This is a genomic window from Pseudomonas sp. OVF7 (assembly GCF_030644265.1).
Classification (GTDB): domain Bacteria; phylum Pseudomonadota; class Gammaproteobacteria; order Pseudomonadales; family Pseudomonadaceae; genus Aquipseudomonas; species Aquipseudomonas gorinensis.
In genome coordinates this window covers 302,154-323,366 of the sequence record NZ_CP128996.1, presented here as the reverse complement: position 1 = coordinate 323,366, position 21,213 = coordinate 302,154, and the positions used below count along the sequence as shown (strand labels likewise).

Below are 21,213 nucleotides of genomic sequence, written 5' to 3'. Positions count from 1 at the left end.
CCGAGCACGCAGCAAAAATCCCCTGGCACTACGCGTTGGCTCCAGCGGTCGATCGTGGCACGATGGTCAGGTTATCGACCGAGACCCCCAAACCATGCCGCAATCCCAAGCCAAGAATCTGTCCCTGATCGCCGCCATCGACCTGGGCTCCAACAGTTTTCACATGGTCGTGGCCAAGGCCCAGAACGGCGAGATCCGCATCCTTGAGCGGCTCGGCGAGAAAGTACAACTGGCAGCCGGGATCGACGATGAGCGCCAGCTCAATGAAGAATCCATGCAACGCGGCCTCGACTGCCTCAAGCGTTTTGCCCAACTGATCAACGGCATGCCCCAGGGCGCCGTGCGCATCGTCGGCACCAACGCTTTGCGCGAAGCACGCAACCGTGGCGAATTCATCCGCCGCGCCGAGGAGATCCTCGGGCACCCTGTAGAAGTCATCTCCGGCCGTGAGGAAGCCCGCCTGATCTACCTCGGCGTGTCCCACACCCTGGCCGATACCCCTGGCAAGCGCCTGGTGGCCGACATCGGCGGCGGCAGTACCGAATTCATCATCGGCCAGCGCTTCGAACCGTTGCTGCGCGAAAGCCTGCAGATGGGCTGCGTCAGTTATACCCAGCGTTATTTCAAGGACGGCAAGATTACCCCGGCGCGCTATGCCCAGGCCTACACGGCGGCACGCCTGGAAATCATGAGCATCGAGCACGCCCTGCACCGCTTGACCTGGGATGAGGCTATCGGCTCTTCAGGCACCATTCGCGCCATCGGCCTGGCCTTGAAGGCCGGTGGCCATGGTACCGGCGAGGTCAATGCCGAGGGCCTGGCCTGGCTCAAGCGCAAGCTGTTCAAGCTGGGGGATGCCGAGAAAATCGACTTCGATGGCATCAAGCCGGACCGTCGCACCATCTTCCCCGCCGGCCTGGCGATCCTCGAAGCGATCTTCGACGCCCTCGAACTGCAACGCATGGACCACTGTGACGGCGCTCTGCGCGAAGGCGTGCTGTACGACCTGCTGGGCCGTCATCACCATGAGGACGTGCGTGAGCGCACCCTCAGTTCGTTGATGGAGCGTTATCACGTCGACCTTGAACAAGCGGCACGCGTGGAGCGCAAGGCCCTGCATGCCTTCGACCAGGTGGCCGAGGACTGGGATCTGGAAGACGGTGTATGGCGCGAGCTGCTCGGCTGGGCGGCCAAGGTGCATGAGGTGGGCCTGGACATTGCCCACTACCATTACCATAAGCACGGCGCCTACTTGATCGAGCACTCCGACCTGGCCGGCTTCTCCCGGGAAGACCAGCAGATGCTTGCGCTGCTGGTGCGCGGCCATCGCCGCAATATCCCCAAGGACAAATTCGCCGAGTTCGGCGATGAAGGCATCAAGCTGATTCGCCTGTGTGTGCTGCTGCGTTTTGCAATCCTGTTCCACCACATCCGTGGCACCCAGGAAATGCCCCAGGTGACCCTGCGCGCCAACGGCGACAGCCTGGACGTGGTGTTCCCGAAAGGCTGGCTGGACGAAAACCAGCTGACCCAGGCGGACTTCGCCCAGGAAGCGGAATGGCTGACACGGGTGGGTTTCAGCCTGAACCTGCGCTGAGCCGATCCAAGACACACCGCAAACCAAATCTGGGAGGGGCACACCGCCCCTCCCAGATTGGCTCGCGTAAGACACCTCGCTCTTCCCCCCGTCACCACTCGTACAGACCTGTCAAATATGACAGTTGCGCACGCCTGCCGATCAGTTTTTACTCACGCTCACCCCCTCGCGTAACAGGCAGTAACGCCAAGGGCCAACAGACCGTCTCGTTCCAGGGAAGGGCACACTATGAAATTATCAGCGATCACGCTTACAGGCCTAGGCCTCTGGACTGCTGGCCTGAGCATTGCTCATGCAGCCACATGGACACCTTTCTCCGCAACCGTAGGTGCACAATGCGCGCCGGTCGACATCAACGATAGTGGCACGACCGTGGGCAACTGCAAGCCGGCCAGCGCCACCGCCAACAACATCCCATGGGTGGCCGACGGCTCCGCACACGGCCCCCAAACGGCACTGCCCCCTCTGGCGAGCGGGCAACCCTGCAGCGTTTGGGTAGTGTCCAACAATGGGAAAGTGGCGGGCAATTGCAGGGACGCCAGCAATTCCCACTTTGCAGTGGTGTGGGACGCCGCGTCTCCCGGAACGGCGCCCACCAAGCTGGATTCGCTACCCGCTACATTGTTAATCCCCCTGCTACGCCCCAAAGATGTCGCTACCGAAAGCGTTGCGATCAATGACCAAGGCGACGTGGCGGGTTCAAGCTTCGATGCCGATAGCCGGGGAACCGTAGTGTTTTATGCCTCCGGCAGCGGGACACCTGAACGCGTGTCCGGCTGGGGGGACAATTGCACCGTCGCAGATATCAACCGGCCCACCACCGGCACCCCGCAAATCGCACTCAATTGCCCGAACAATGCAGGTAATACCACCCCGCGAGTCGCGGAAAAAACCGGACTATCCTACAACCTGACTGACTTGGCCCTGCCCACTGGGGCTAGTTACTGTACGGTCAGCAGCGCCACTAACACTGCAAGGTTTGTGGGGACATGCATTTATCCAAACTCGTCAGTAAACGTGGCGAAAAGTGCCTTCTGGAGCAGCAAGAATGCCATGCCCCTGGTACTGAACTTGTCCTCGGGCTCAAAAAACATGGCCATCGATATCAACGAGGAAGGCCTGGTGCTGGTGTCCCAGAACACCGCAGATGGGCGATACCAGTACATGACCTGGGTACCCTCCGTGCTCCCTATCCCGGTCATCACGATCATCCCTCTTCCGAGTGGAAGCGTATGGGGCGAAGCCGGTGCGATTTCCAGCAGTACTGTCGTTGGGTTGAACATCCTTACCAGCGACCAATACTCACAGGGTTGCACCTGGACACCGACGGCAGGAACGGTATGCCTGCCGTCGATTGGCGGCGGCAAAAACAACCAGGTGACGGTCATTTCCAAAAATGGAACGTACATAGCCGGAGTGGTCATGGACAGCACACAAACCGTTGTTGCTGTAACGACGCGGCTCCCCTGAAAAGCAGGTTTGCGGGACATCAATAGCCATCGCGGCGCTGCATGCACTGAAAGAAGGAGTTGCACTTATGAAATGCAGAATGGTTGTCAGCGGCCTCCTGTGTCTATGGGCCGTCAGTCAAGTCACGATGCCGCCATCTGCTGAAGCCGGGAAGGTGAGTTGGCGCGACGATTTAACCAAAATAGTGTGGACCCATGAATGGGGTCCATTTCATGTGGACCCTGGCTTGGGTAGTGACTCGAATTCAGGGCGTGGCACTTCAGTCACTGAACGCAACGCACCTAACCCTGCCGTCTGTAAGGGTGGATACCGATGGGGGCGAGTAACCCCTGACGACTTCATCACAAAAATCTATTGCTAAGTCCTTAACCAAAGCATCGAGGGCGACTGACAGCTAGCCAACAACATCGAAAAAACCGCGGGGGCTTTCGCCCCCGTCTTCCATCTTCGCTGTTTGAGGGCATTCCCTAAGCCCGAGTACCGCCTCAGTTCACCGACAGAATCGGGCTACCCAACCTCTCCAACAACGTCGCCTGCGCGCTGCGTGGGTTCTGGTTGCCAGTTGGCGTATTACGCACATAGCGCCCGTCCGACTGCAGTTACGGGACATCAATAGCCATCGCGGCGCTGCATGCACCGAAAGAAGGAGTTGCACTTATGAAATGCAGAATGGTTGTCAGCGGCCTCCTGTGTCTATGGGCCGTCAGTCAAATCACAATGCCGCCATCTGCTGAAGCCGGGAGTTGGCACGGCGGTGGACTCAATACGGGAGGAGAATTGAATTCCCGTCAATGGGGTAGTGTTTGGAGAAGCGACCTGAGCGTGGCACTTTGGACATTCGGCCCAACGCAAATAACCCTGCGGCCTGTAAAGGTGGGCGACTGACAGCTCGCCAACAACATCGAAAAAAAAGCGGGGGCTTTCGCCCCCGTCTTCTATCTTCGCTGTTTGAGGGCATTCCCTAAGCCCGAATACCGCCTCAGTTCACCGACAGAATCGGGCTACCCAACCTCTCCAGCAACGTCGCCTGCGCGCTGCGCGGGTTCTGGTTGCCGGTTGGCGTATTGCGCACATAGCGCCCGTCCGACTGCAGGCTCCAGCTGTGGGTGTTGTCGGTCAGATAGCTTTCCAACTCTTTCTTGACCCGCATGATCAACTTCTTGCCTTCCACCGGGAAGCAGGTCTCCACGCGCTTGTCGAGGTTGCGCTCCATCCAGTCGGCGCTGGAGAGGAACATCTGCTCTTCGCCGCCGTTGAGGAAGTAGAACACCCGCGTGTGCTCCAGGAAGCGGCCGATGATCGAGCGCACATGGATATTGTGCGAGACGCCGGCAATGCCTGGGCGCAGGCAGCACATGCCACGCACCACCAGGTCGATGCGCACGCCGGACTGGCTGGCCTTGTACAGCGCGCGGATGATCTTCGGATCGGTCAGCGAGTTGAACTTGGCGATGATATGCGCCGGCTTGCCTTCGAGGGCGAACTGGGTCTCGCGGGCAATCATGTCGAGCATGCCCTTCTTCAGGGTGAACGGCGCGTGCAGCAGCTTCTTCATGCGCAAAGTCTTGCCCATGCCGATCAACTGGCTGAACAACTTGCCGACGTCCTCACACAGGGCGTCATCGGAGGTCAGCAAGCTGTAGTCGGTGTAGAGTTTGGCGTTGCCGGCATGGTAGTTACCGGTACCCAGGTGCGCGTAACGCACGATCTCGCCGGCTTCGCGGCGCAGGATCAGCATCATCTTGGCGTGGGTCTTGAAGCCCACCACGCCGTAGATCACCACCGCACCGGCCGCTTGCAGGCGGCTGGCCAGTTGCAGGTTGGACTCTTCGTCGAACCGCGCACGCAGCTCGATCACTGCCGTGACCTCCTTGCCGTTACGCGCCGCATCGACCAGCGCATCGACGATTTCCGAGTTGGCGCCGCTGCGGTACAGGGTCTGGCGTACGGCCAATACATGCGGGTCCTTGGCGGCCTGGCGCAGCAGGTCGACCACCGGGGTGAAGGACTCGAACGGGTGCAGCAGCAGGATGTCCTGCTTGCTCACGACGCTGAAGATGTTCTCGCTGTTTTGCAGCAGTTTCGGGATCTGCGGCGTGAACGGCGTGTATTGCAGCTCTGGATGGCTGTCCAGGCCAGTGATGCTGAACAGGCGCGTCAGGTTGACCGGGCCGTTGACCTGGTACAGCTCGCTCTCGCCCAGGTTGAACTGTTTGAGCAAGTAGTCCGAGAGGTGCTTCGGACAGGTGTCGGCCACTTCCAGGCGCACCGCATCGCCGTAGCGCCGCGAGAACAACTCACCGCGCAGGGCACGGGCCAAGTCTTCGACGTCTTCGGAATCCAGGGCCAGGTCGGCGTTGCGGGTCAGGCGGAACTGGTAGCAGCCCTTGACCTTCATGCCCTGGAACAGGTCATCGGCGTGGGCGTGGATCATCGACGACAGGAACACATAGTTATCGCCAGCGCCCCCTACCTCTTCCGGTACCTTGATGATCCGTGGCAACAGGCGCGGTGCCGGGATGATCGCCAGGCCGGAATCGCGACCGAACGCGTCGATACCTTCTAGCTCAACGATGAAGTTCAGGCTCTTGTTCACCAGCAACGGAAACGGGTGCGTCGGGTCGAGGCCGATGGGCGTGATGATCGGTGCGATTTCGTCACGGAAGTAGCGGCGCACCCAGGTCTTGATCTTGGTGGTCCAGTGACGACGACGGATAAAGCGGACCTGATGTTTTTCCAGTTCCGGCAGCAGGATGTCGTTGAGGATCGCGTACTGGCGATCGACATGCCCGTGCACCAGCTCACTGATGCGCGCCAGCGCCTGGTGTGGCTGCAGGCCGTCGGCACCGGCTTGTTCACGGGCGAAGGTGATCTGCTTCTTGAGGCCGGCGACGCGGATTTCGAAGAACTCGTCCAGGTTGCTGGAGAAGATCAGCAGGAATTTCAGCCGTTCCAACAATGGGTAGGACTCATCCAGCGCCTGCTCCAGCACGCGGATGTTGAATTGCAGTTGTGACAGCTCACGGTGGATGTACAGGCTGCTGTCATCCAGGTTGGTCACCACCGCCACCGGTGCCGGCGCGGGCACGGGCGCTTCGGCGACCGCAACGGGCGGGGCCGGCTCCAGCTCCGGCGGGGTCTCGGCGATTTGTTCAACCACCGGGTGAGCGTCTTTTACGGCAACTTCGGAGAGTCCTTCGGTATTCATCGAGTGTTCCTGTGAGGGCTATTGTTGCTCTCTAAGCAATTGGGCAGCGCGGGCAGCGAAGTAGGTCAGGATGCCATCAGCACCCGCACGTTTAAAGGCAGTCAGGGATTCGAGGATCACCCCTTCGCTCAACCAACCATTCTGGATCGCGGCCATGTGCATGGCGTATTCACCGCTGACCTGATAGACAAAGGTCGGCACCTTGAATTCCTCTTTGACCCGGTAAAGGATGTCCAGGTAGGGCATCCCGGGCTTGACCATCACCATGTCGGCCCCTTCGGCCAGGTCGGCCGCCACTTCGTGCAGGGCCTCATGGCTGTTGGCCGGGTCCATCTGGTACGAGGCTTTGTTCGCCTTGCCCAGGTTCAGTGCCGAGCCCACCGCATCGCGGAACGGGCCATAGTAGGCACTGGCATATTTGGCCGAGTAGGCCATGATCCGTACATTGACGTGGCCGGCCAGTTCCAGGGCTTCGCGAATCGCCTGGATGCGACCGTCCATCATGTCCGACGGGGCGACCACCTGGGCACCGGCGGCGGCGTGGGACAAGGCCTGCTTGACCAGCGCGTCAACGGTGATGTCGTTCTGAACATAGCCGTCTTCATCGAGGATGCCATCCTGCCCGTGGGTGGTGAACGGGTCCAGGGCCACGTCGGTGATCACCCCCAGCTCCGGGAACCGTTTGCGCAAGGCGCGAGTGGCGCGCTGGGCAATACCGTCCGGGTTCCAGGCTTCGGCAGCGTCGAGGGACTTGAGCTCAGGCGGGGTCACCGGGAACAGCGCCAACGCCGGAATACCCAGCGCCACCCAGTTCGCGGCTTCTTCAAGCAGCAGATCAATGGTCAAGCGCTCGACCCCTGGCATCGATGCCACCGCTTCCCGACGATTCTCACCGTCGAGCACGAACACCGGCAGGATCAGATCGTTCGTCGTCAGCACGTTTTCACGAACCAGGCGGCGAGAGAAATCATCACGGCGATTACGACGCAGACGGGTGGCAGGGAACAGGCGATTGGCAGGGGTAAAGCTCACGACAGACTCCTGAGCCCGTGTTTACGGGCGAGCGTTGCAGTTATAAGCGGCCATTATGACGAAGGAATGACAGTTGTGCTTATCGATGCGACCTGTAGTCGCATTCGTCGTTTATGTAGGAAATGTTCACTTCGTGACACATCTCGATACTTTCATGAATGATCACGAAGGCGTAGGCTGCGCGTTCATTTCGCCAGCACCCAGACCATGCTTCAACAATTTCTGCATGACTTCGGCTACTTTGCCCTATTCCTAGGCACGTTCTTCGAAGGTGAGACCATCCTGGTACTCGCAGGCTTCCTGGCGTTCCGTGGATACATGGATATCAACCTGGTGGTCGTCGTTGCCTTTTTTGGCAGCTATGCCGGCGACCAGCTGTGGTACTTCCTGGGGCGCAAGCACGGCCGCAAACTGTTGGCGCGCAAGCCGCGCTGGCAATTGATGGGCGACAAGGCCCTGGAACATATCCGCAAGCACCCGGACATCTGGGTGCTGAGCTTCCGGTTCGTCTACGGCTTGCGTACGGTGATGCCGGTGGCGATTGGCTTGTCAGGCTACCCGCCGGCCCGCTACCTGATCCTCAATGGGATAGGCGCAGCCGTCTGGGCCGCCGCGCTCGGGGCCGCGGCCTATCACTTCGGCGCGGTGCTGGAAGGCATGCTGGGCAGCGTCAAGAAGTACGAGCTGTGGGTGCTGGGCGCATTATTGCTGTTGGGCCTCGGCCTGTGGCTGCGCCGCCGCTTCAAGAACGCACGCATCACCCGCCAGGCGTGCGCCGACGCCAAGGCCCGACTGGCCGAACAGCAACAGGCCGAGCCCGCTAAAGTCGATGCGCCTAAGACGCCAATCGAGTAAGCCGGCCTCTGCAGCAGTAGAGGCCGATCACACTGAGCAAGCTGTAACTGAGCAGCCCCAGCCAGCCCAGGTGGCTGGCCGGCCATAGCCCCAGCAGCGGCGCCAGCCACACCAAGGGCACGTTCAGCGCCAGGCGCACCAGCTCCGCCTTCAACGCCCATGGGCGATTCTCCAGGGCCACGCCCAACGTAAACAGGCCCAGCGCCATTGCACTCCAGCCCAGGATCAGTGCGGCCGTGGGCAAACCTTCGCCGAAATTCATCAAGTAGCTGCCAAACCCCACATACGCCGCAAATTGCAGGGCGATATAGACCTGCTGGCGCGCGTCCAGCGGCACGTCGAATTTACGGAACTGGCTCAGGTCTGGCTTGGCCAACGGGTATTTGGCCTTCACGTCCGCCGGGCGCCAGCCGGTACGCATGAACCAGATGCGCAGCTTGTCCCACCAGCGTTCGGTGCGTCGCGCATCACTCCACAACTGCGCATAGAACTGCAGGTTGGCCCACAGCGGATTCCAACTGGCCAAAGGTGTGGTCACGCCGAAAATCACCGGCTCGTTGTCGTCTTCTTCCTGGAAGGTGCCGAACAGCCGGTCCCAAATAATGAACACCCCGCCGTAGTTGCGATCCATGTAGAGAGCGTTCTGTGCATGGTGGGCCCGATGATTGGATGGCGTGACGAAGAACCACTCGAACCAGCCAAGCTTGGGCACATGGCGGGTGTGAACCCAGAATTGGTACAACAGGTTGAGCGAAGCCACGCTGATAAACACCACCAGCGGCACGCCAAGCACGGCCAGGGGCAGGTAGAAGATCCAGCTCAGCAGAAAGCCGGTGCTGGTCTGGCGCAGGGCGGTGCTGAGGTTGTAGTCCTCGCTCTGGTGATGCACCGAATGGGCGGCCCACAGGATATTGCGTTCATGCCCCATGCGGTGCAGCCAGTAGTAGCAGAAGTCGTAGAACACAAAAGCGAACACCCAGGTCCAGGCACTCTGGGCAGGCAACTCGATAAGTGCCAGGTGCTTGAGGGCGAACGCATAGGTCAGCAGCCCCACGCCCTTGGTCAACAAGCCCGTGGTGGTAGACAGCACGCCGGTGCTGAGGCTGTTGATGGCATCCGCCACCCGGTAGTTACGCTGGCTGCGCCAACGATCGGCCAGCAACTCAACCACGATCAAGGCGATGAAAAACGGTACCGCGTAAGGCACGAAGTCCATGGGCTAGTCCGGTCTATTTTTGTTACATCAAGATTAGGTGCTGCGGCGAGAGTTCCCATTGGCAACAGATGACAAATTAGTAGACATTTAACGCCAAGACCCCAGGAGAAATGCCCATGAGCAAAAAGATTGCAGTGATCCTTTCCGGCTGCGGCGTGTATGACGGCGCAGAGATTCACGAAAGCGTGATCACCTTGCTGCGCCTGGACCAGCGCGGTGCTCAGGTCCAATGTTTTGCCCCGGATATTGCGCAACTGCATGTGATCAATCACCTGACGGGCGAAGAGATGCCTGAATCGCGCAATGTGCTGGTGGAGTCGGCACGCATTGCCCGGGGCAACGTGAAGGACATCCGTGACGCCAACGCCGAAGACTTCGACGCGTTGATCGTGCCTGGCGGGTTTGGCGCGGCGAAAAACCTGTCGAACTTCGCCGTCGAAGGTGCCGGTTGCAGTATCAACCCGCAGGTATTGGCACTCGCCGAAGCCTTTGCCGAAGCGGGCAAGCCGATAGGTTTGATCTGCATCTCGCCGGCCCTGGCGGCGAAGATCTATGGCCCGGGCGTCACCTGCACCATCGGCAACGATGCCGACACCGCGGCCGCCATGGACAAGATGGGCGCCACCCACCAGGAATGCGGGGTTGAAGACATTGTCGAGGACAAGGCGCGCAAGCTGGTGAGCACCCCGGCCTACATGCTCGGCAAGAACATCAGCGAGGTCGCGTCAGGCATCAACAAGCTGGTGGACCGAGTGCTGGAGCTGACGCACGAAAACGATTAGTCGCGATGAATAGGCTTCTGTGGCAAGCCCCCTTGCCACAACAAGCTCACTCTCGACAACAAGCTCACTCCCCAGCAAGCGCCTTCTCCACAACGCTCAATCTCCACAGGATCAGGTCTGGTGCATCAACCGCGTCAGTATCCTGTCGAGTGCGTTGGCAAACGCCTGCTTGTCCTTTTCCCCATGGGGCGGCGGGCCGCCGCCCATCTGGCCCTGCTCGCGCAGATCGGTGAACAGGTTGCGTACCGCCAACCGCTCACTCATGTTTTGCGGGCTGAATTCCTTGCCCCGTGGATCAAGGGCTGTAACCCCCTTCTTCACCAGGCGGTCAGCCAGGGGGACATCGCTACAGATCACCAATTCGCCGGGCACTGCGTGCTCCACCAGGTAATCATCCGCCGCGTCCGGGCCGCTGGGTACCACGATCAGCTTCACGCAGGCAAAGCTCGGCTTGATCTGGCTCTGCCCCGCCACCAGCACCACCTCGAACTGACGCTTGAGGGCAAATTTCACCACCTGATCCTTGGCGGCCCGAGGGCAGGCATCGGCATCGATCCACACGCGCATGGTCAGGCCGCCAATCGGCGCTTGTCAGCCACACGGCTGCGGCTGTACAGCACCACAATTGCCAGGATCGCCACCACCTGTGCACTCAGCGAGTAGGCATCGGCGTGGATACCCAGCCAATCGAAGTCAAAGAACGCCACTGGCCGCGTGCCGAAAATGCCCGCTTCCTGCAACGCCTTCACGCCATGCCCGGCGAACACCACCGACAGCGCGCACAACAGGGCGGCGTTGATACCGAAGAACAGCGCCAATGGCAGCTTCGCCGAACCGCGCAGGATCACCCATGCCAGGCCCACCAGCAGCACCAACGCCGTGGCACCACCCGCCAGCACAGCGTTGTGCCCGGCCGGGCCGGCTTGCAACCACAGGGTTTCGTAGAACAGGATCACCTCGAACAGTTCGCGGTACACCGAGAAGAACGCCAGCACCGCAAAGCCAAACCGCCCACCGCCGCCCACCAGGCTGCTCTTGATGTAGTCCTGCCAGGCTGCCGCGTGGCGCCGGTCGTGCATCCACACGCCAAGCCACAGCACCATGACGCTGGCGAACAGCGCCGTGCAGCCTTCGAGCAATTCGCGCTGTGCGCCGCTGACGTCAATCACATACGCCGCCAACGCCCAGGTCGCGAGGCCGGCCAACAACGCCAGGCCCCAGCCAATATTGACGCTGCGCACCGCCGATTGCTGGCCGGTATTGCGCAGGAAGGCGAGGATCGCCGCCAGCACCAGAATCGCTTCCAACCCTTCGCGCAACAGGATCAACAGCCCGGAAATAAAGCTCAGCGACCAACTCAAACCGTCGCCGCCCAGTAAACCGGCAGACTCGGTGAGCTTGCCCTTGGCCATGTCCAGACGCTGCTGCACCTGTTCGATCGGCAAGCCATCCTGCAACGACTGCCGATAGGCCATCAGGGCTTTTTCGGTGTCCTTGCGTACAGTGGCGTTGACGTTATCCAGGGAGCTTTCCACCAGCTCGAAGCCTTCCAGGTACGCCGCGACCGACAAGTCGTAGGCCTGTTCACGATCACCGTTGCGGAACGCGGCAAGGCTCTTGTCCAAGGTCGCGGCGGTGTAGTCGAGCAACTGCGCCGGGCCACGCTTGACCTGCGGCGGTTGCGCGCGCTGGGCCCGGAACGTCGCGGCAGCGGCCGGACCGGCACTGGTCAGCACTTCATTGGGTGTCTGACGGGCGAGGTCGGCAAGGTTGAAGGGGTGTTCGCTTTTGGCTGCGGCCGGATCGGCTGTAAAGCCTGCGATGTAAGTGGCCAGGTCCCAACGCTGGCGATCGTCCAGTTGGTCGGCGAAGGACGGCATGTCCGTGCCTTCGACGCCCAGGCCAAGGGTGTTGTAGATCGCATACAGGCTCAGGCGGTCCAGGCGTACAGCATTTCGCAGGTTCGCCGGAGGTGGCGTCATGCCTACGCTCGCCGGGCCATCACCGGTACCCGCCGTGCCGTGGCAGACCGAACAATGCTGTGCATAGAGCGGTGCACCTCGCGTTGGGTCAGGGGTGATTGCCGGGGCCTGGCTGACTTCATACGCCACCGCGAGCTTGGCGCCCAACTGACGGGCCTGGCGGGCCACGGTCGCGCCATCCTGACGAGCCGTCACGGCCGCCTGTAATTCATCCACACCCTTTACCAGCTCGGCGTGCTCGGGTTTCGACGGCAAGTCCACGACCAGGCCCTGCAAAACCCCAAGAAACTCCACCTGCTCACGGTATTCCGACTCATCAACGACTTTGCCCGCCGCCACTGTCGGGGGGTAGTCCGCGCCAATGTAATCCAGCAAATGCAGGGCTTTTTGCGCGCCTTCAGGACTCGCGGCCAACAGGTTGAAGCTGCACGACATCAACGCCGGCAACACCAGCCAGGCGAGAACACGGAAGGGGGCAGTCATGAATGAATCTCAAGGGGAAATACGAAGTAACACATTGTTGAGGTTTATGCGCTTTGACTCAAGGCGTATGTGATTCGCAGAGCAGAAGAAGAACCGAGCCTTTTGAAAAGCCATGATGGCTTTTTGTCGATTAGATCACAGCAAAAAGCCATTGTTTTGCCATTAATGACGCCTATAATGCCGCGCCCTGTTATCGCGAAAGGGAATTTTGCTCCTCGTTTTTATGAGGAATTAGTAGGACGCGCCGTGCATCCTGCGATTGGTGATTCGAGCCGACCAGCACCTCGGCTGATTACGTTCAGGGAAGAAGCTTGCCATGGCATTTCGCGCCTTAACCCCGCTAGCGCTCGCGGCGGTCACCGTGTTGTCCGGTTGCTCGATGTTTCGTAGCTACGATTCCGAGCTGCAAGCCACCAATCAGCAGTTGGCCACGGGCAATGTCGACGCCGCCCTGACCCTGCTGGAAAAGAACAACACCGGCGAAGACAAGGACCTGCTCTATTTCTTTGAAAAAGGGGAATTGCTGCGGGCCAGGGGCGACCTGACTGGCAGCCAGACCGCCTGGCGCAGCGCCGACCTGCAAGTCTACAAATGGGAAGAGTCGGTCAAGTTCGACAGCGAAAAGTACCTTTCCCAATTCGGCAGTTTCCTGGTCAACGACAAAGTGCGTCGCTATGAAGGCTATGACTACGAAAAAGTCATGCTGACCACCCAGATGGCCCTGAACCTGCTGGCCCTGAATGACTTCGACGGCGCGCGCACCGAGATCAAGAAGACCCACGAACGCGAAGCCGTGATCGCCGACCTGCGCGACAAGGAATACCTCAAGCGCGAAGACGAAGCCGAGCGCCAGGGCGTGACCACCCAGATCAAGGACCTGCGCGGCTATCCGGTGCAAGCCCTGGACGCTCCCGAAGTGGTCGGCCTGAAGAACAGCTACCAGAGTGCGTTCAGCCATTACCTCGCCGGGTTCGTCTACGAAGCCCTGGGTGAAAAAGACCTGGCCGCACCGGGTTATCGCAAGGCGGCCGAGTTGCGCCCCAATACCCCGCTGCTGGAACAGGCCTTGCTGGACCTGGATAAATCCAAGGTCGGCGCCGATGAAACCGACGTGCTGATCGTGGTCCAAAGCGGCCTGGCACCGGCCCGCGATTCGATCCGTCTGCCCTTGCCGATACCGATCAACGGCAACCTGGTGATCACCCCACTGTCGTTCCCGGTGATCAAGGCAGACACCTCCACCCCGGCCTTCGCCCAAATCGGCGTCGACGGGCGGCAGCAGAACCTCACCGCGCTCAACAGCACCACCGCGATGTCCCGTCGCGCACTGCGTGACGACATGCCGGGGATCATCCTGCGCACCACCGTGCGCGCGATCAGCCGTGGCGTGGCGCAAAACAACCTGAACAAGACCAACCCCATGGCGGGCCTGGTGCTGGGTATTGCTTCGGCCGTGGCCGAAGGCGCCGACACCCGGACCTGGCGCACCTTGCCGGATATGACCCAAGTCACGCGCCTGCGCCTCAAGCATGGCGAGCACCAGGTCAGCCTGCCCAACGCCTTGGGTGGCACGCTGGTGACGATCAAGGCCGATCAGCGCTACCAGGTGATCACCCTGCGCGTAGTCGGCAACCAAGTGTTCGCCGGCGGCCTCGCGGCCCATGTGGTCCCGAGCACTCAACCCCAGGCTATCGCCACCCTCAAACAACCCTAAGGAGCGCGCTATGCGTCATTTCATCCTCGGCGCCTTGGCGCTGGTCCTGCTCGCCGGCTGCGCGACCCCGCCGCCCCCGGCACCCGGCAGTGCCGCCAGCAAGATCGTGGTGATGGGCAAGTTCAAGGGCATCGCCGTCGGTGCCATCCGCGTCGCCCGCGAGAACGGTTTTCTAACGGCCAAGGTGCAGTTGAGCAACATCACCAGCAGCAACCAGATGATGTATTACCGCTTCGCCTGGCTGGGCGCCGACGGTTTCCCGGTAGGCGATGAAGAGACCTGGAAGGTGCTGAACCTGTACGCCAACCAGGCCACGTTCCTGCCGGCCATCGCCAATTTGCCCCAGGCGGCGGACTTCCGTCTTGAAGTGAAGACGCCTTGAAGCCCTCCTCCCTCCGCTTACAGAGAGATATCCCCATGTTTGCACGCTTCTCGATGCTCGCCGTGGTCGCCGTCCTGGCCAGCGGCTGCGCCAATACTTCACCGGTATTGGGCGGCAAAAACATCAGCTACGGCGATACCAAGGCTGTGGAACTGGTGACCAACGAATTCGGTTCCACCGACCTGCAGATGATCGCCGAGAGCATGACCCGCTCCCTGGCCCAGTCCGGCATCCTCCAGGGGCGCCCGGTAGTGCAGGTGTATGACGTGAAGAACAAGACCAGCGAGTACATCGATACCCGCGAGATCACTACGTCGATCAAGACCCAGCTGATGAAGACCGGCACCGCGCGGTTCGCCAGCGACAACACCGATATGCAAAGCCAGGTCGACCAACTCAAGCTGCAGAACCAGAGCGGCCTGTACAAGAAATCCACCGTGAGCAAGACCGGCAATATGGTCGCCGCCAAGTACCGCCTGGAAGGCTCGATCAGCTCCATCGTCAAGCGCAGCTCGGACTACAAGGACGTGTTCTACAAGTTCAGCCTGCAACTGATCGACGTCGAGAGCGGCCTGGCCGAATGGATGGACGAAAAAGAAATCCGCAAGACCACGGAGCGCTAAGCAATGCGTGCATGGATCGGCATGATCAGCCTGCTGTGCGCCTTTGGCGCATCGGCCGCGCCGAAGATCGCGGTGACCGACCTGGCCTATGAGGCACAGGTCGAGGAGTACATTCACCAGGTCTCGGCCAGCAACAACTTCCAGGCCGGCGCTTACCACGCCAGTGGCGCGTCAAACTACAGCGAGTACGAAAGCCGCACCCGCTACATCGAACAGACCGAGCTGCGTAAATTCAGCGGTGACATCAAGGGCGAGATCCTCAAGTCGCGCCAGTTCCAACTGGTGCAGGGCACGCCTTACACGGCCGACGCCAAGGCAGACGTCTACGATGTGATCAAACGCATCAAGGCCGGCAACTTCAAGGGTGCGGACTACGTGCTGTTCGGCACGCTGTCAGACATCGACTTCACCCAGGACATCAACGCCCTGGACCACACCAACAGTTACTCGGCGGTGCTGGGCCTGACACTGGTGGCGGATTTCAGCCTGATCAACACCCGCACTTTCGAAATCACCTCGGCGTTCACCGCCATGGGTGAGGGCCAGGACACCAAGCTGGTGAACAGCCGTGATGTGCGCGTAAGCCTGAACCGGCCGCGTGTGGTGAAGGAGGTGTCGAAAGCGCTGGGTGAAGATGTGGCGCGGCAGTTGGCGGAGCAACTGGGCGGAGAGTATCAAGACCCCGGTCAGCCGGTGTTGCGCAACAACCTGCCAAGGGATGAAGCGCCGAAGATCCTGCGCTGACGCCCTATTCACACACACCGCAAAACTAATGTGGGAGGGGCGGTGCGACGATTCGACTTGCCCCCTCCCACAGTTTTGATTCGGTTTCGTCAGTTATGCCGTGGCGCGGTGAAGGCTGGCGAGGAAGCCGGCAGCCCCTACGAACAACCCGGCAAACGTGCGGTTCATACGCTTCTGCTGCTTAGGCGTGCGCAACAACCGCAACACCTTCGACGCCAACCCCGTATACCCCGCCATCACGATCATATCGACGCTGATCATCGTCGCACCCAGGATCAGGTACTGGATCAACAGCGGCGCCTGCGGGTTCACGAATTGCGGCAGCACCGCGAGCATGAACACCAGCGCCTTGGGGTTGCTGGCGTTAACCAGAAAACCCCGGAACATCATCGCCATCGGCTTGCCGATCGGGCGCACCGCCGCGTCATCGGTCATGTCCATGGGCAGCGCACGCCATTGCTTGACGGCCAGGTACACCAGGTACGCCACGCCAAACCATTTGATCGCATAGAAGGCGGTGGAAGATGTCGCCAGAATGGCACCCAGGCCGCAAGCAACGACCGCAATCTGCATCGCCAGGCCCAGTTGCAGGCCAATGGCATTCCAGTAACCGCGCAGGAAACCGTATTGCAAGCCACTGGACATCGAGGCGATGGCGCCAGCGCCAGGAGAAAGGGAGATGATCCAACTGGCCAGGAAAAAGGCCAGCCATGTGTCGAGTGCCATTACACACCTCGGGAAAGAGTCAGCGATTGTTGTGCCTTAAGCTAACTCCGACGACCAAGGAATGGCTATAGATTTCTTGCAGGAGCGAGCTTGCTCGCGAAAAGCCAAGAGGCGCCGCTGGGCGTCAGGCTCCCCGCGGTATCGTTCACGTTCTTCGCGAGCAAGCTCGCTCCTACAGAGGTGAGACGCTTGTATCGCGCCAACGTCGTACCGAACGCTGGAAGAACAAGCTGTTGGGCACCTGCACCACTGCGCTGCCGGTCCCTGCTTCCTCGACCTCGATCAGCGTGGTGTAGAGCAGGTTGATCGCCACCACCCGGCCTTTCACGCCGGGCTTGTCGACGGTGTCTACCAGCTCGACGATATCACCGAGACGAAACGGCCCGACCGTGAAAATCAGGATCGCGCACAGCAGGTTGGACAACACCGACCACATGGCAAAGAACGCCACCGCCGCCACCGCCACAAACCCCGACAGTGCCGTCCACAACACCGTGGCGGAAACGCCCAGGCGCTCCAACACAAAGATCAGCGCGCTGCCCATGATCAGCCAGCGCAAGCCGCCGCGCAGCGGCATCAGCAATTGTGGCGGGAACGGGTAACGCTCACCCAGGCGGGTCAGGCCTTTTGCGACAAAGCGCTGGGCAAGGTAGCCGGCCAGCAGGATCAGCAGGATTTGCACACCGATCCACACCGGCTCGACCCATTGCGCCGGGAACGGCAGCTGCAACGTATCCATCAGGACAGCGCCTCCAGCTCCGCTTGCAGGCTTTCGAGCAGTTCGAGGGCTTCCATCCAGCTTTCCTCCAGTTGCCCTTCACGGACCTTGAGCTTGGCCTGCTCGGCCAGCAGGTCGCGCAGTTCGTCCTTGCGGGCCGCTTCATACACGGCACTGTCGCCCAGGCTGGCTTCGATTTTGGCCAGGCGTTCATGGACCTTGCCCAGCTCGGCTTCCAGCTTGTCGGCCTCGCGTTTGTGCGGCGCCAACTGCTGGCGCAGCGCGGCAGCGGCCTGGCGCTGGGCTTTCTTGTCGGTCTTGTCCGGGTTGACCGGGGTGTTGCTGACCGGTGCGTTGCGCAGGCGGTAATCCGTCAGCCAGCGCGCATAGTCGTCCAGGTCGCCATCGAACTCTTCGACTTTGCCATCGGCCACCAGCAGGAAGTTGTCCGTGGTGCTCTTGAGCAAGTGGCGATCGTGAGACACCACCAGTACCGCACCGCTGAATTCCTGCAGGGCCATGGTCAACGCCAGGCGCATCTCCAGATCCAGGTGGTTGGTGGGCTCGTCGAGCAGCAACAGGTTCGGTCGGTCCCAAGCGATCAACGCCAGGGCCAGGCGAGCCTTTTCGCCACCGGAGAAGTTCAACACGGGCTCATCGATCCGTGCGCCACGGAAGTCGAACCCGCCGAGGAAATCGCGCAAGGTCTGCTCGCGCTCGGTCGGTGCCAGGCGCTGCAGGTGCAGCAACGGGCTGGCCTTGGCATCGAGGGAGTCCAACTGATGCTGGGCGAAGTAGCCCACTACCAGGTTCTCGCCACGGGTCAGGCGGCCGGCCAGGGGCTGCAGCTCACCCGAGAGGTTCTTGATCAGCGTCGACTTGCCCGCGCCGTTAGGCCCGAGCAAACCGATGCGTGCGCCCGGCGTGAGCTGCAGCTTGACCTTCTCGAGGATGGTTTTGTCGCCATAGCCCAGGCGCGCATCCGAGAGGTCGAGCAGTGGGCTGGAGATTTTCACCGATTCGCGGAACACAAAATCAAAGGGCGAATCGACGTGGGCCGCCGACAGCTCTTCCATGCGCTCCAGTGCCTTGATCCGGCTCTGGGCCTGGCGGGCCTTGGTGGCCTGGGCCTTGAACCGAGCGATGTAGCTTTCCATGTGCGCACGCTGCGCCTGCTGCTTCTCGTAGGCTTGTTGCTGCTGGGCCAGGCGCTCGGCACGGGCGCGTTCGAACGCGGTGTAGCCACCCCGGTAAAGGGTGATTTTCTTCTGTTCGACGTGGGCGATGTTGTCGACCACGGCGTCGAGGAAATCCCGGTCGTGGGAAATCAGCAGCAAGGTGCCTTGGTAGTTCTTGAGGAAGTCCTCCAGCCACAGGATTGCATCGAGGTCCAAGTGGTTGGTCGGCTCATCGAGCAGCAACAGGTCCGAGGGGCACATCAGCGCCTGGGCCAGGTTCAGGCGCATGCGCCAGCCGCCGGAAAAGTCAGCGACCGGGCGGTCCATCTGCTCGTTGGTAAAGCCAAGGCCGGCCAGCATCTTGCGCGCGCGGGCGTCGGCGGTGTAACCGTCGGCACTGTCGAGTTCCGAGTGCAGGCGCGCCTGGGCGGCACCGTCCTGGGCTTTCTCGGCCTCGGCCAGGTCGTGCTGAACCTGGCGCAGGCGCAGGTCGCCATCGAGCACGTAGTCGATCGCAATGCGGTCCAGGGTGTCGATCTCCTGGCGCATATGGGCGATGCGCCAGTCGGCCGGCAGCAGGCAGTCCCCGGAATCCGGGGTCAGCTCACCCAGCAACAGGGCGAACAACGTGGATTTGCCGGCGCCGTTGGCACCGATCAGGCCGGCTTTGTGACCGGCGTGCAGGGTCAGCTCGGCGTCTTCGAGAAGACGTTGCGGGCCACGCTGTAATGTTAGGCTTTGAAGTCGGATCATAATGGCGGCGGAGTCTACCAGCTTCGCAGGCCGCTGGCTTGGGTGTGAATATGTGTGCTGACCTGTGGAGCTTTGCCCTCTCGACTTACACCCGCCCGGGCGTGGAGGCCGCGTGCCTGCGCCTCCAGGAACAAGGAGCGGATGTGTGCCTGTTGCTCTGCGGGGCCTGGCTGGAACAACGAGGTGTAGGGTGTGTACCCGAGCGCGTGCAGGCACTGCAACAAATTGCCCGGCCTTGGCAGATGCAGGTCATCGAACCCTTGCGTCGGGTGCGGGTGCAATGGCGAGAGCTGGCACAGCAGGATGAATCATTGGCGGCATTGCGGGAACGGGTCAAGGCCCTGGAGCTGGATGCCGAGCGACAGTTGCTGGCACGCCTGGAGGCGTTGGTTCTGGGATGGCAGGCGGGTGATGGCGTGGGTCAACCGCAATGGTTGGAAAGACTGGCGACTGAGGATGCCGCCAACCTTGACCCCGACGCGCTGCAGCAGCTGCGCGTCGAAGTCACCGGCACTTAGGAAGCGCTGGTTGGGGTGGTGCTTGGCGCTACCGGTGCAGGGGTGCTGCTGGCCGATGCGGTTGGAGCGGTGGTCGCTGCCGGGCTAGCAGCAGGCGCTGCTGGAGCCGTTGGCTTGGCCGGTGCAGGCTTGGCAGCAGCGGGTTTCGCAGCAGCGGCTTTAACCACTGGCTTGGCGGCTGGTTTCGCGGCAGCGGCTTTAACGGCCGGCTTGGCGGCTGGTTTCGCAGCAGCGGCTTTAGCAACTGGCTTGGCAGCTGGTTTTGCAGCAGCGGCTTTAGCGACTGGCTTGGCGGCTGGTTTTGCAGCAGCAGTTTTAGCAACTGGCTTGGCGGCTGGTTTTGCAGCAGTGGCTTTAGCAGCTGGCTTAGCGGCTGGTTTTGCAGCAGTGGCTTTAACAGCTGGCTTAGCGGCTGGTTTTGCAGCAGCAGTTTTAGCAGCTGGCTTGGCGGCTGGTTTTGCAGCAACGGTTTTGGCAGCTGGCTTGGCGGCTGGTTTTGCAGCAGTGGCTTTAACAGCTGGCTTAGCGGCTGGTTTTGCAGCAGCGGTTTTAGCAGCTGGCTTGGCGGCTGGTTTTGCAGCAGCAGTTTTAGCAGCTGGCTTGGCGGCTGGTTTTGCAGCAACGGTTTTGGCAGCTGGCTTGGCGGCTGGTTTTGCAGCAGCGGTTTTAGCCACTGGCTTGGCAGCCCCTTTAGTCGGCGCCTTCGCTGCAACAGCTTTGCTCGCCGGTTTTTTCGCCGCGCTGGTCGCTACAGCTTTTGCAGGGGTACGAGCGCCGAGCACTTTAGATACAGCTTCCTTCACACGACCAACGCCCTGGGCCAATTTCAGGCTTTCTTGAGCATCTTTTTTGAGTTGGGAAATGTAGGTGCGGGTTTCGGCTTGGCGATCCTTGAGGGCGTCCAGCAGGTCCTCAAGTTCTTTGACAGCGTCTTTGGCTTTGGCTTGTGCCTTGGCCTTGCCGGCAGTGGCGGCGTCTTGCAGTTTGGTGCGGGATTTGTGCAGCTTCTCTTGCGCTTTACCGCGTTGTTTTTCCAGTTTGGCGAGCAGTTTTTCTGCATCGGCCAACGCTTGGGAACATGCGCTTTCCAGATGTTCGAGCAGGCTGCCCGAAAGTTGTTGGAGTAAATGCAACGGGGTATTTACAGGCTTCTGTTTGGCCGACATGGTTTACCTCCTGGCTGACGTGGGTGCGGCTCATACTAGCCCTCTGCTCTTACCGCCGCTAGGGCA

The 21,213-nt window shown here is 60.9% G+C and carries 18 protein-coding genes; 9 read left to right on the top strand and 9 right to left on the bottom strand.

What is annotated here, in order from left to right:
* Positions 1-94: 94 nt before the first annotated feature.
* Positions 95-1,597, top strand: a complete 1,503-nt coding sequence (ppx, locus tag QU606_RS01430; RefSeq protein ID WP_069077252.1) for an exopolyphosphatase — start codon at positions 95-97, stop codon at positions 1,595-1,597.
* 228 nt (positions 1,598-1,825) lie between these two features.
* Positions 1,826-3,067: a hypothetical protein gene (locus tag QU606_RS01425; protein ID WP_024078031.1), complete on the top strand. Its 1,242-nt coding sequence runs from the start codon at positions 1,826-1,828 to the stop codon at positions 3,065-3,067.
* Positions 3,068-4,046: 979 nt separating this feature from the next.
* Here QU606_RS01425 and ppk1 read toward each other — a convergent pair.
* Positions 4,047-6,275, bottom strand: a complete 2,229-nt coding sequence (gene ppk1, locus QU606_RS01420; protein ID WP_024078032.1) for a polyphosphate kinase 1 — start codon at positions 6,273-6,275, stop codon at positions 4,047-4,049.
* Positions 6,276-6,293: 18 nt separating this feature from the next.
* Positions 6,294-7,307 carry a porphobilinogen synthase gene (hemB, locus tag QU606_RS01415; protein WP_024078033.1) on the bottom strand — a complete coding sequence of 338 codons (1,014 nt, stop codon included), beginning with the start codon at positions 7,305-7,307 and terminating at the stop codon, positions 6,294-6,296.
* Positions 7,308-7,514: 207 nt separating this feature from the next.
* Between hemB and QU606_RS01410 the strand changes: the two genes are divergently transcribed.
* Positions 7,515-8,162 carry a DedA family protein gene (locus QU606_RS01410; RefSeq protein ID WP_024078034.1) on the top strand — a complete coding sequence of 216 codons (648 nt, stop codon included), beginning with the start codon at positions 7,515-7,517 and terminating at the stop codon, positions 8,160-8,162.
* Here the strand turns inward: QU606_RS01410 and QU606_RS01405 are convergent.
* A complete protein-coding gene (locus QU606_RS01405; protein ID WP_024078035.1) occupies positions 8,143-9,378 on the bottom strand; it encodes a sterol desaturase family protein in 1,236 nt (411 codons plus the stop codon). The genes QU606_RS01410 and QU606_RS01405 overlap by 20 nt on opposite strands.
* 116 nt (positions 9,379-9,494) lie before the next feature.
* Here QU606_RS01405 and elbB point away from each other — a divergent pair, with 116 nt between their 5' ends.
* Positions 9,495-10,160, top strand: coding sequence for an isoprenoid biosynthesis glyoxalase ElbB (gene elbB, locus QU606_RS01400; protein WP_041161052.1), 666 nt, complete (start codon positions 9,495-9,497; stop codon positions 10,158-10,160).
* Positions 10,161-10,271: 111 nt separating this feature from the next.
* Here the strand turns inward: elbB and QU606_RS01395 are convergent, their stop codons facing one another.
* A complete protein-coding gene (locus QU606_RS01395; protein ID WP_304998045.1) occupies positions 10,272-10,727 on the bottom strand; it encodes a YaiI/YqxD family protein in 456 nt (151 codons plus the stop codon).
* Between the two features lie 2 nt (positions 10,728-10,729).
* Positions 10,730-12,625: an FTR1 family protein gene (locus QU606_RS01390; protein WP_304998044.1), complete on the bottom strand. Its 1,896-nt coding sequence runs from the start codon at positions 12,623-12,625 to the stop codon at positions 10,730-10,732.
* 316 nt (positions 12,626-12,941) lie between these two features.
* Between QU606_RS01390 and QU606_RS01385 the strand changes: the two genes are divergently transcribed.
* Genes QU606_RS01385 through QU606_RS01370 form a run of 4 tightly spaced genes read left to right on the top strand, consistent with a single transcriptional unit; the run spans position 12,942 to position 16,088 of the window.
* Entirely contained in the window at positions 12,942-14,339 is a 1,398-nt protein-coding gene (locus QU606_RS01385; protein ID WP_069077257.1) for a COG3014 family protein, read from the top strand.
* Between the two features lie 10 nt (positions 14,340-14,349).
* A complete protein-coding gene (locus QU606_RS01380; RefSeq protein ID WP_024078040.1) occupies positions 14,350-14,721 on the top strand; it encodes a YcfL family protein in 372 nt (123 codons plus the stop codon).
* A 35-nt stretch (positions 14,722-14,756) separates the two neighbouring features.
* Positions 14,757-15,344, top strand: a complete 588-nt coding sequence (lpoB, locus tag QU606_RS01375) for a penicillin-binding protein activator LpoB (protein WP_024078041.1) — start codon at positions 14,757-14,759, stop codon at positions 15,342-15,344.
* A gap of 3 nt (positions 15,345-15,347) precedes the next feature.
* A complete protein-coding gene (locus QU606_RS01370) occupies positions 15,348-16,088 on the top strand; it encodes a penicillin-binding protein activator LpoB (RefSeq protein WP_069077258.1) in 741 nt (246 codons plus the stop codon).
* A 93-nt stretch (positions 16,089-16,181) separates the two neighbouring features.
* Here the strand turns inward: QU606_RS01370 and QU606_RS01365 are convergent, their stop codons facing one another.
* The 3 genes from QU606_RS01365 to QU606_RS01355 form a co-directional block, all read right to left on the bottom strand.
* Positions 16,182-16,814: a LysE family transporter gene (locus QU606_RS01365; RefSeq protein ID WP_024078043.1), complete on the bottom strand. Its 633-nt coding sequence runs from the start codon at positions 16,812-16,814 to the stop codon at positions 16,182-16,184.
* Positions 16,815-16,986: 172 nt separating this feature from the next.
* A complete protein-coding gene (locus QU606_RS01360) occupies positions 16,987-17,553 on the bottom strand; it encodes a mechanosensitive ion channel family protein (RefSeq protein WP_069077260.1) in 567 nt (188 codons plus the stop codon).
* Complete coding sequence (locus QU606_RS01355; RefSeq protein ID WP_024078045.1) at positions 17,553-19,463, bottom strand: ATP-binding cassette domain-containing protein; 1,911 nt, start codon at positions 19,461-19,463, stop codon at positions 17,553-17,555. The genes QU606_RS01360 and QU606_RS01355 overlap by 1 nt, the downstream gene beginning before the upstream one ends.
* 50 nt (positions 19,464-19,513) lie before the next feature.
* Between QU606_RS01355 and QU606_RS01350 the strand changes: the two genes are divergently transcribed.
* Positions 19,514-19,981, top strand: a complete 468-nt coding sequence (locus QU606_RS01350; protein ID WP_069077261.1) for a TIGR02444 family protein — start codon at positions 19,514-19,516, stop codon at positions 19,979-19,981.
* Here QU606_RS01350 and QU606_RS01345 read toward each other — a convergent pair.
* Positions 19,978-21,147 (bottom strand): AlgP family protein, encoded by a 1,170-nt coding sequence (locus QU606_RS01345; RefSeq protein WP_193689958.1) that lies wholly within the window; start codon positions 21,145-21,147, stop codon positions 19,978-19,980. The genes QU606_RS01350 and QU606_RS01345 overlap by 4 nt on opposite strands.
* Positions 21,148-21,213 lie beyond the last annotated feature (66 nt).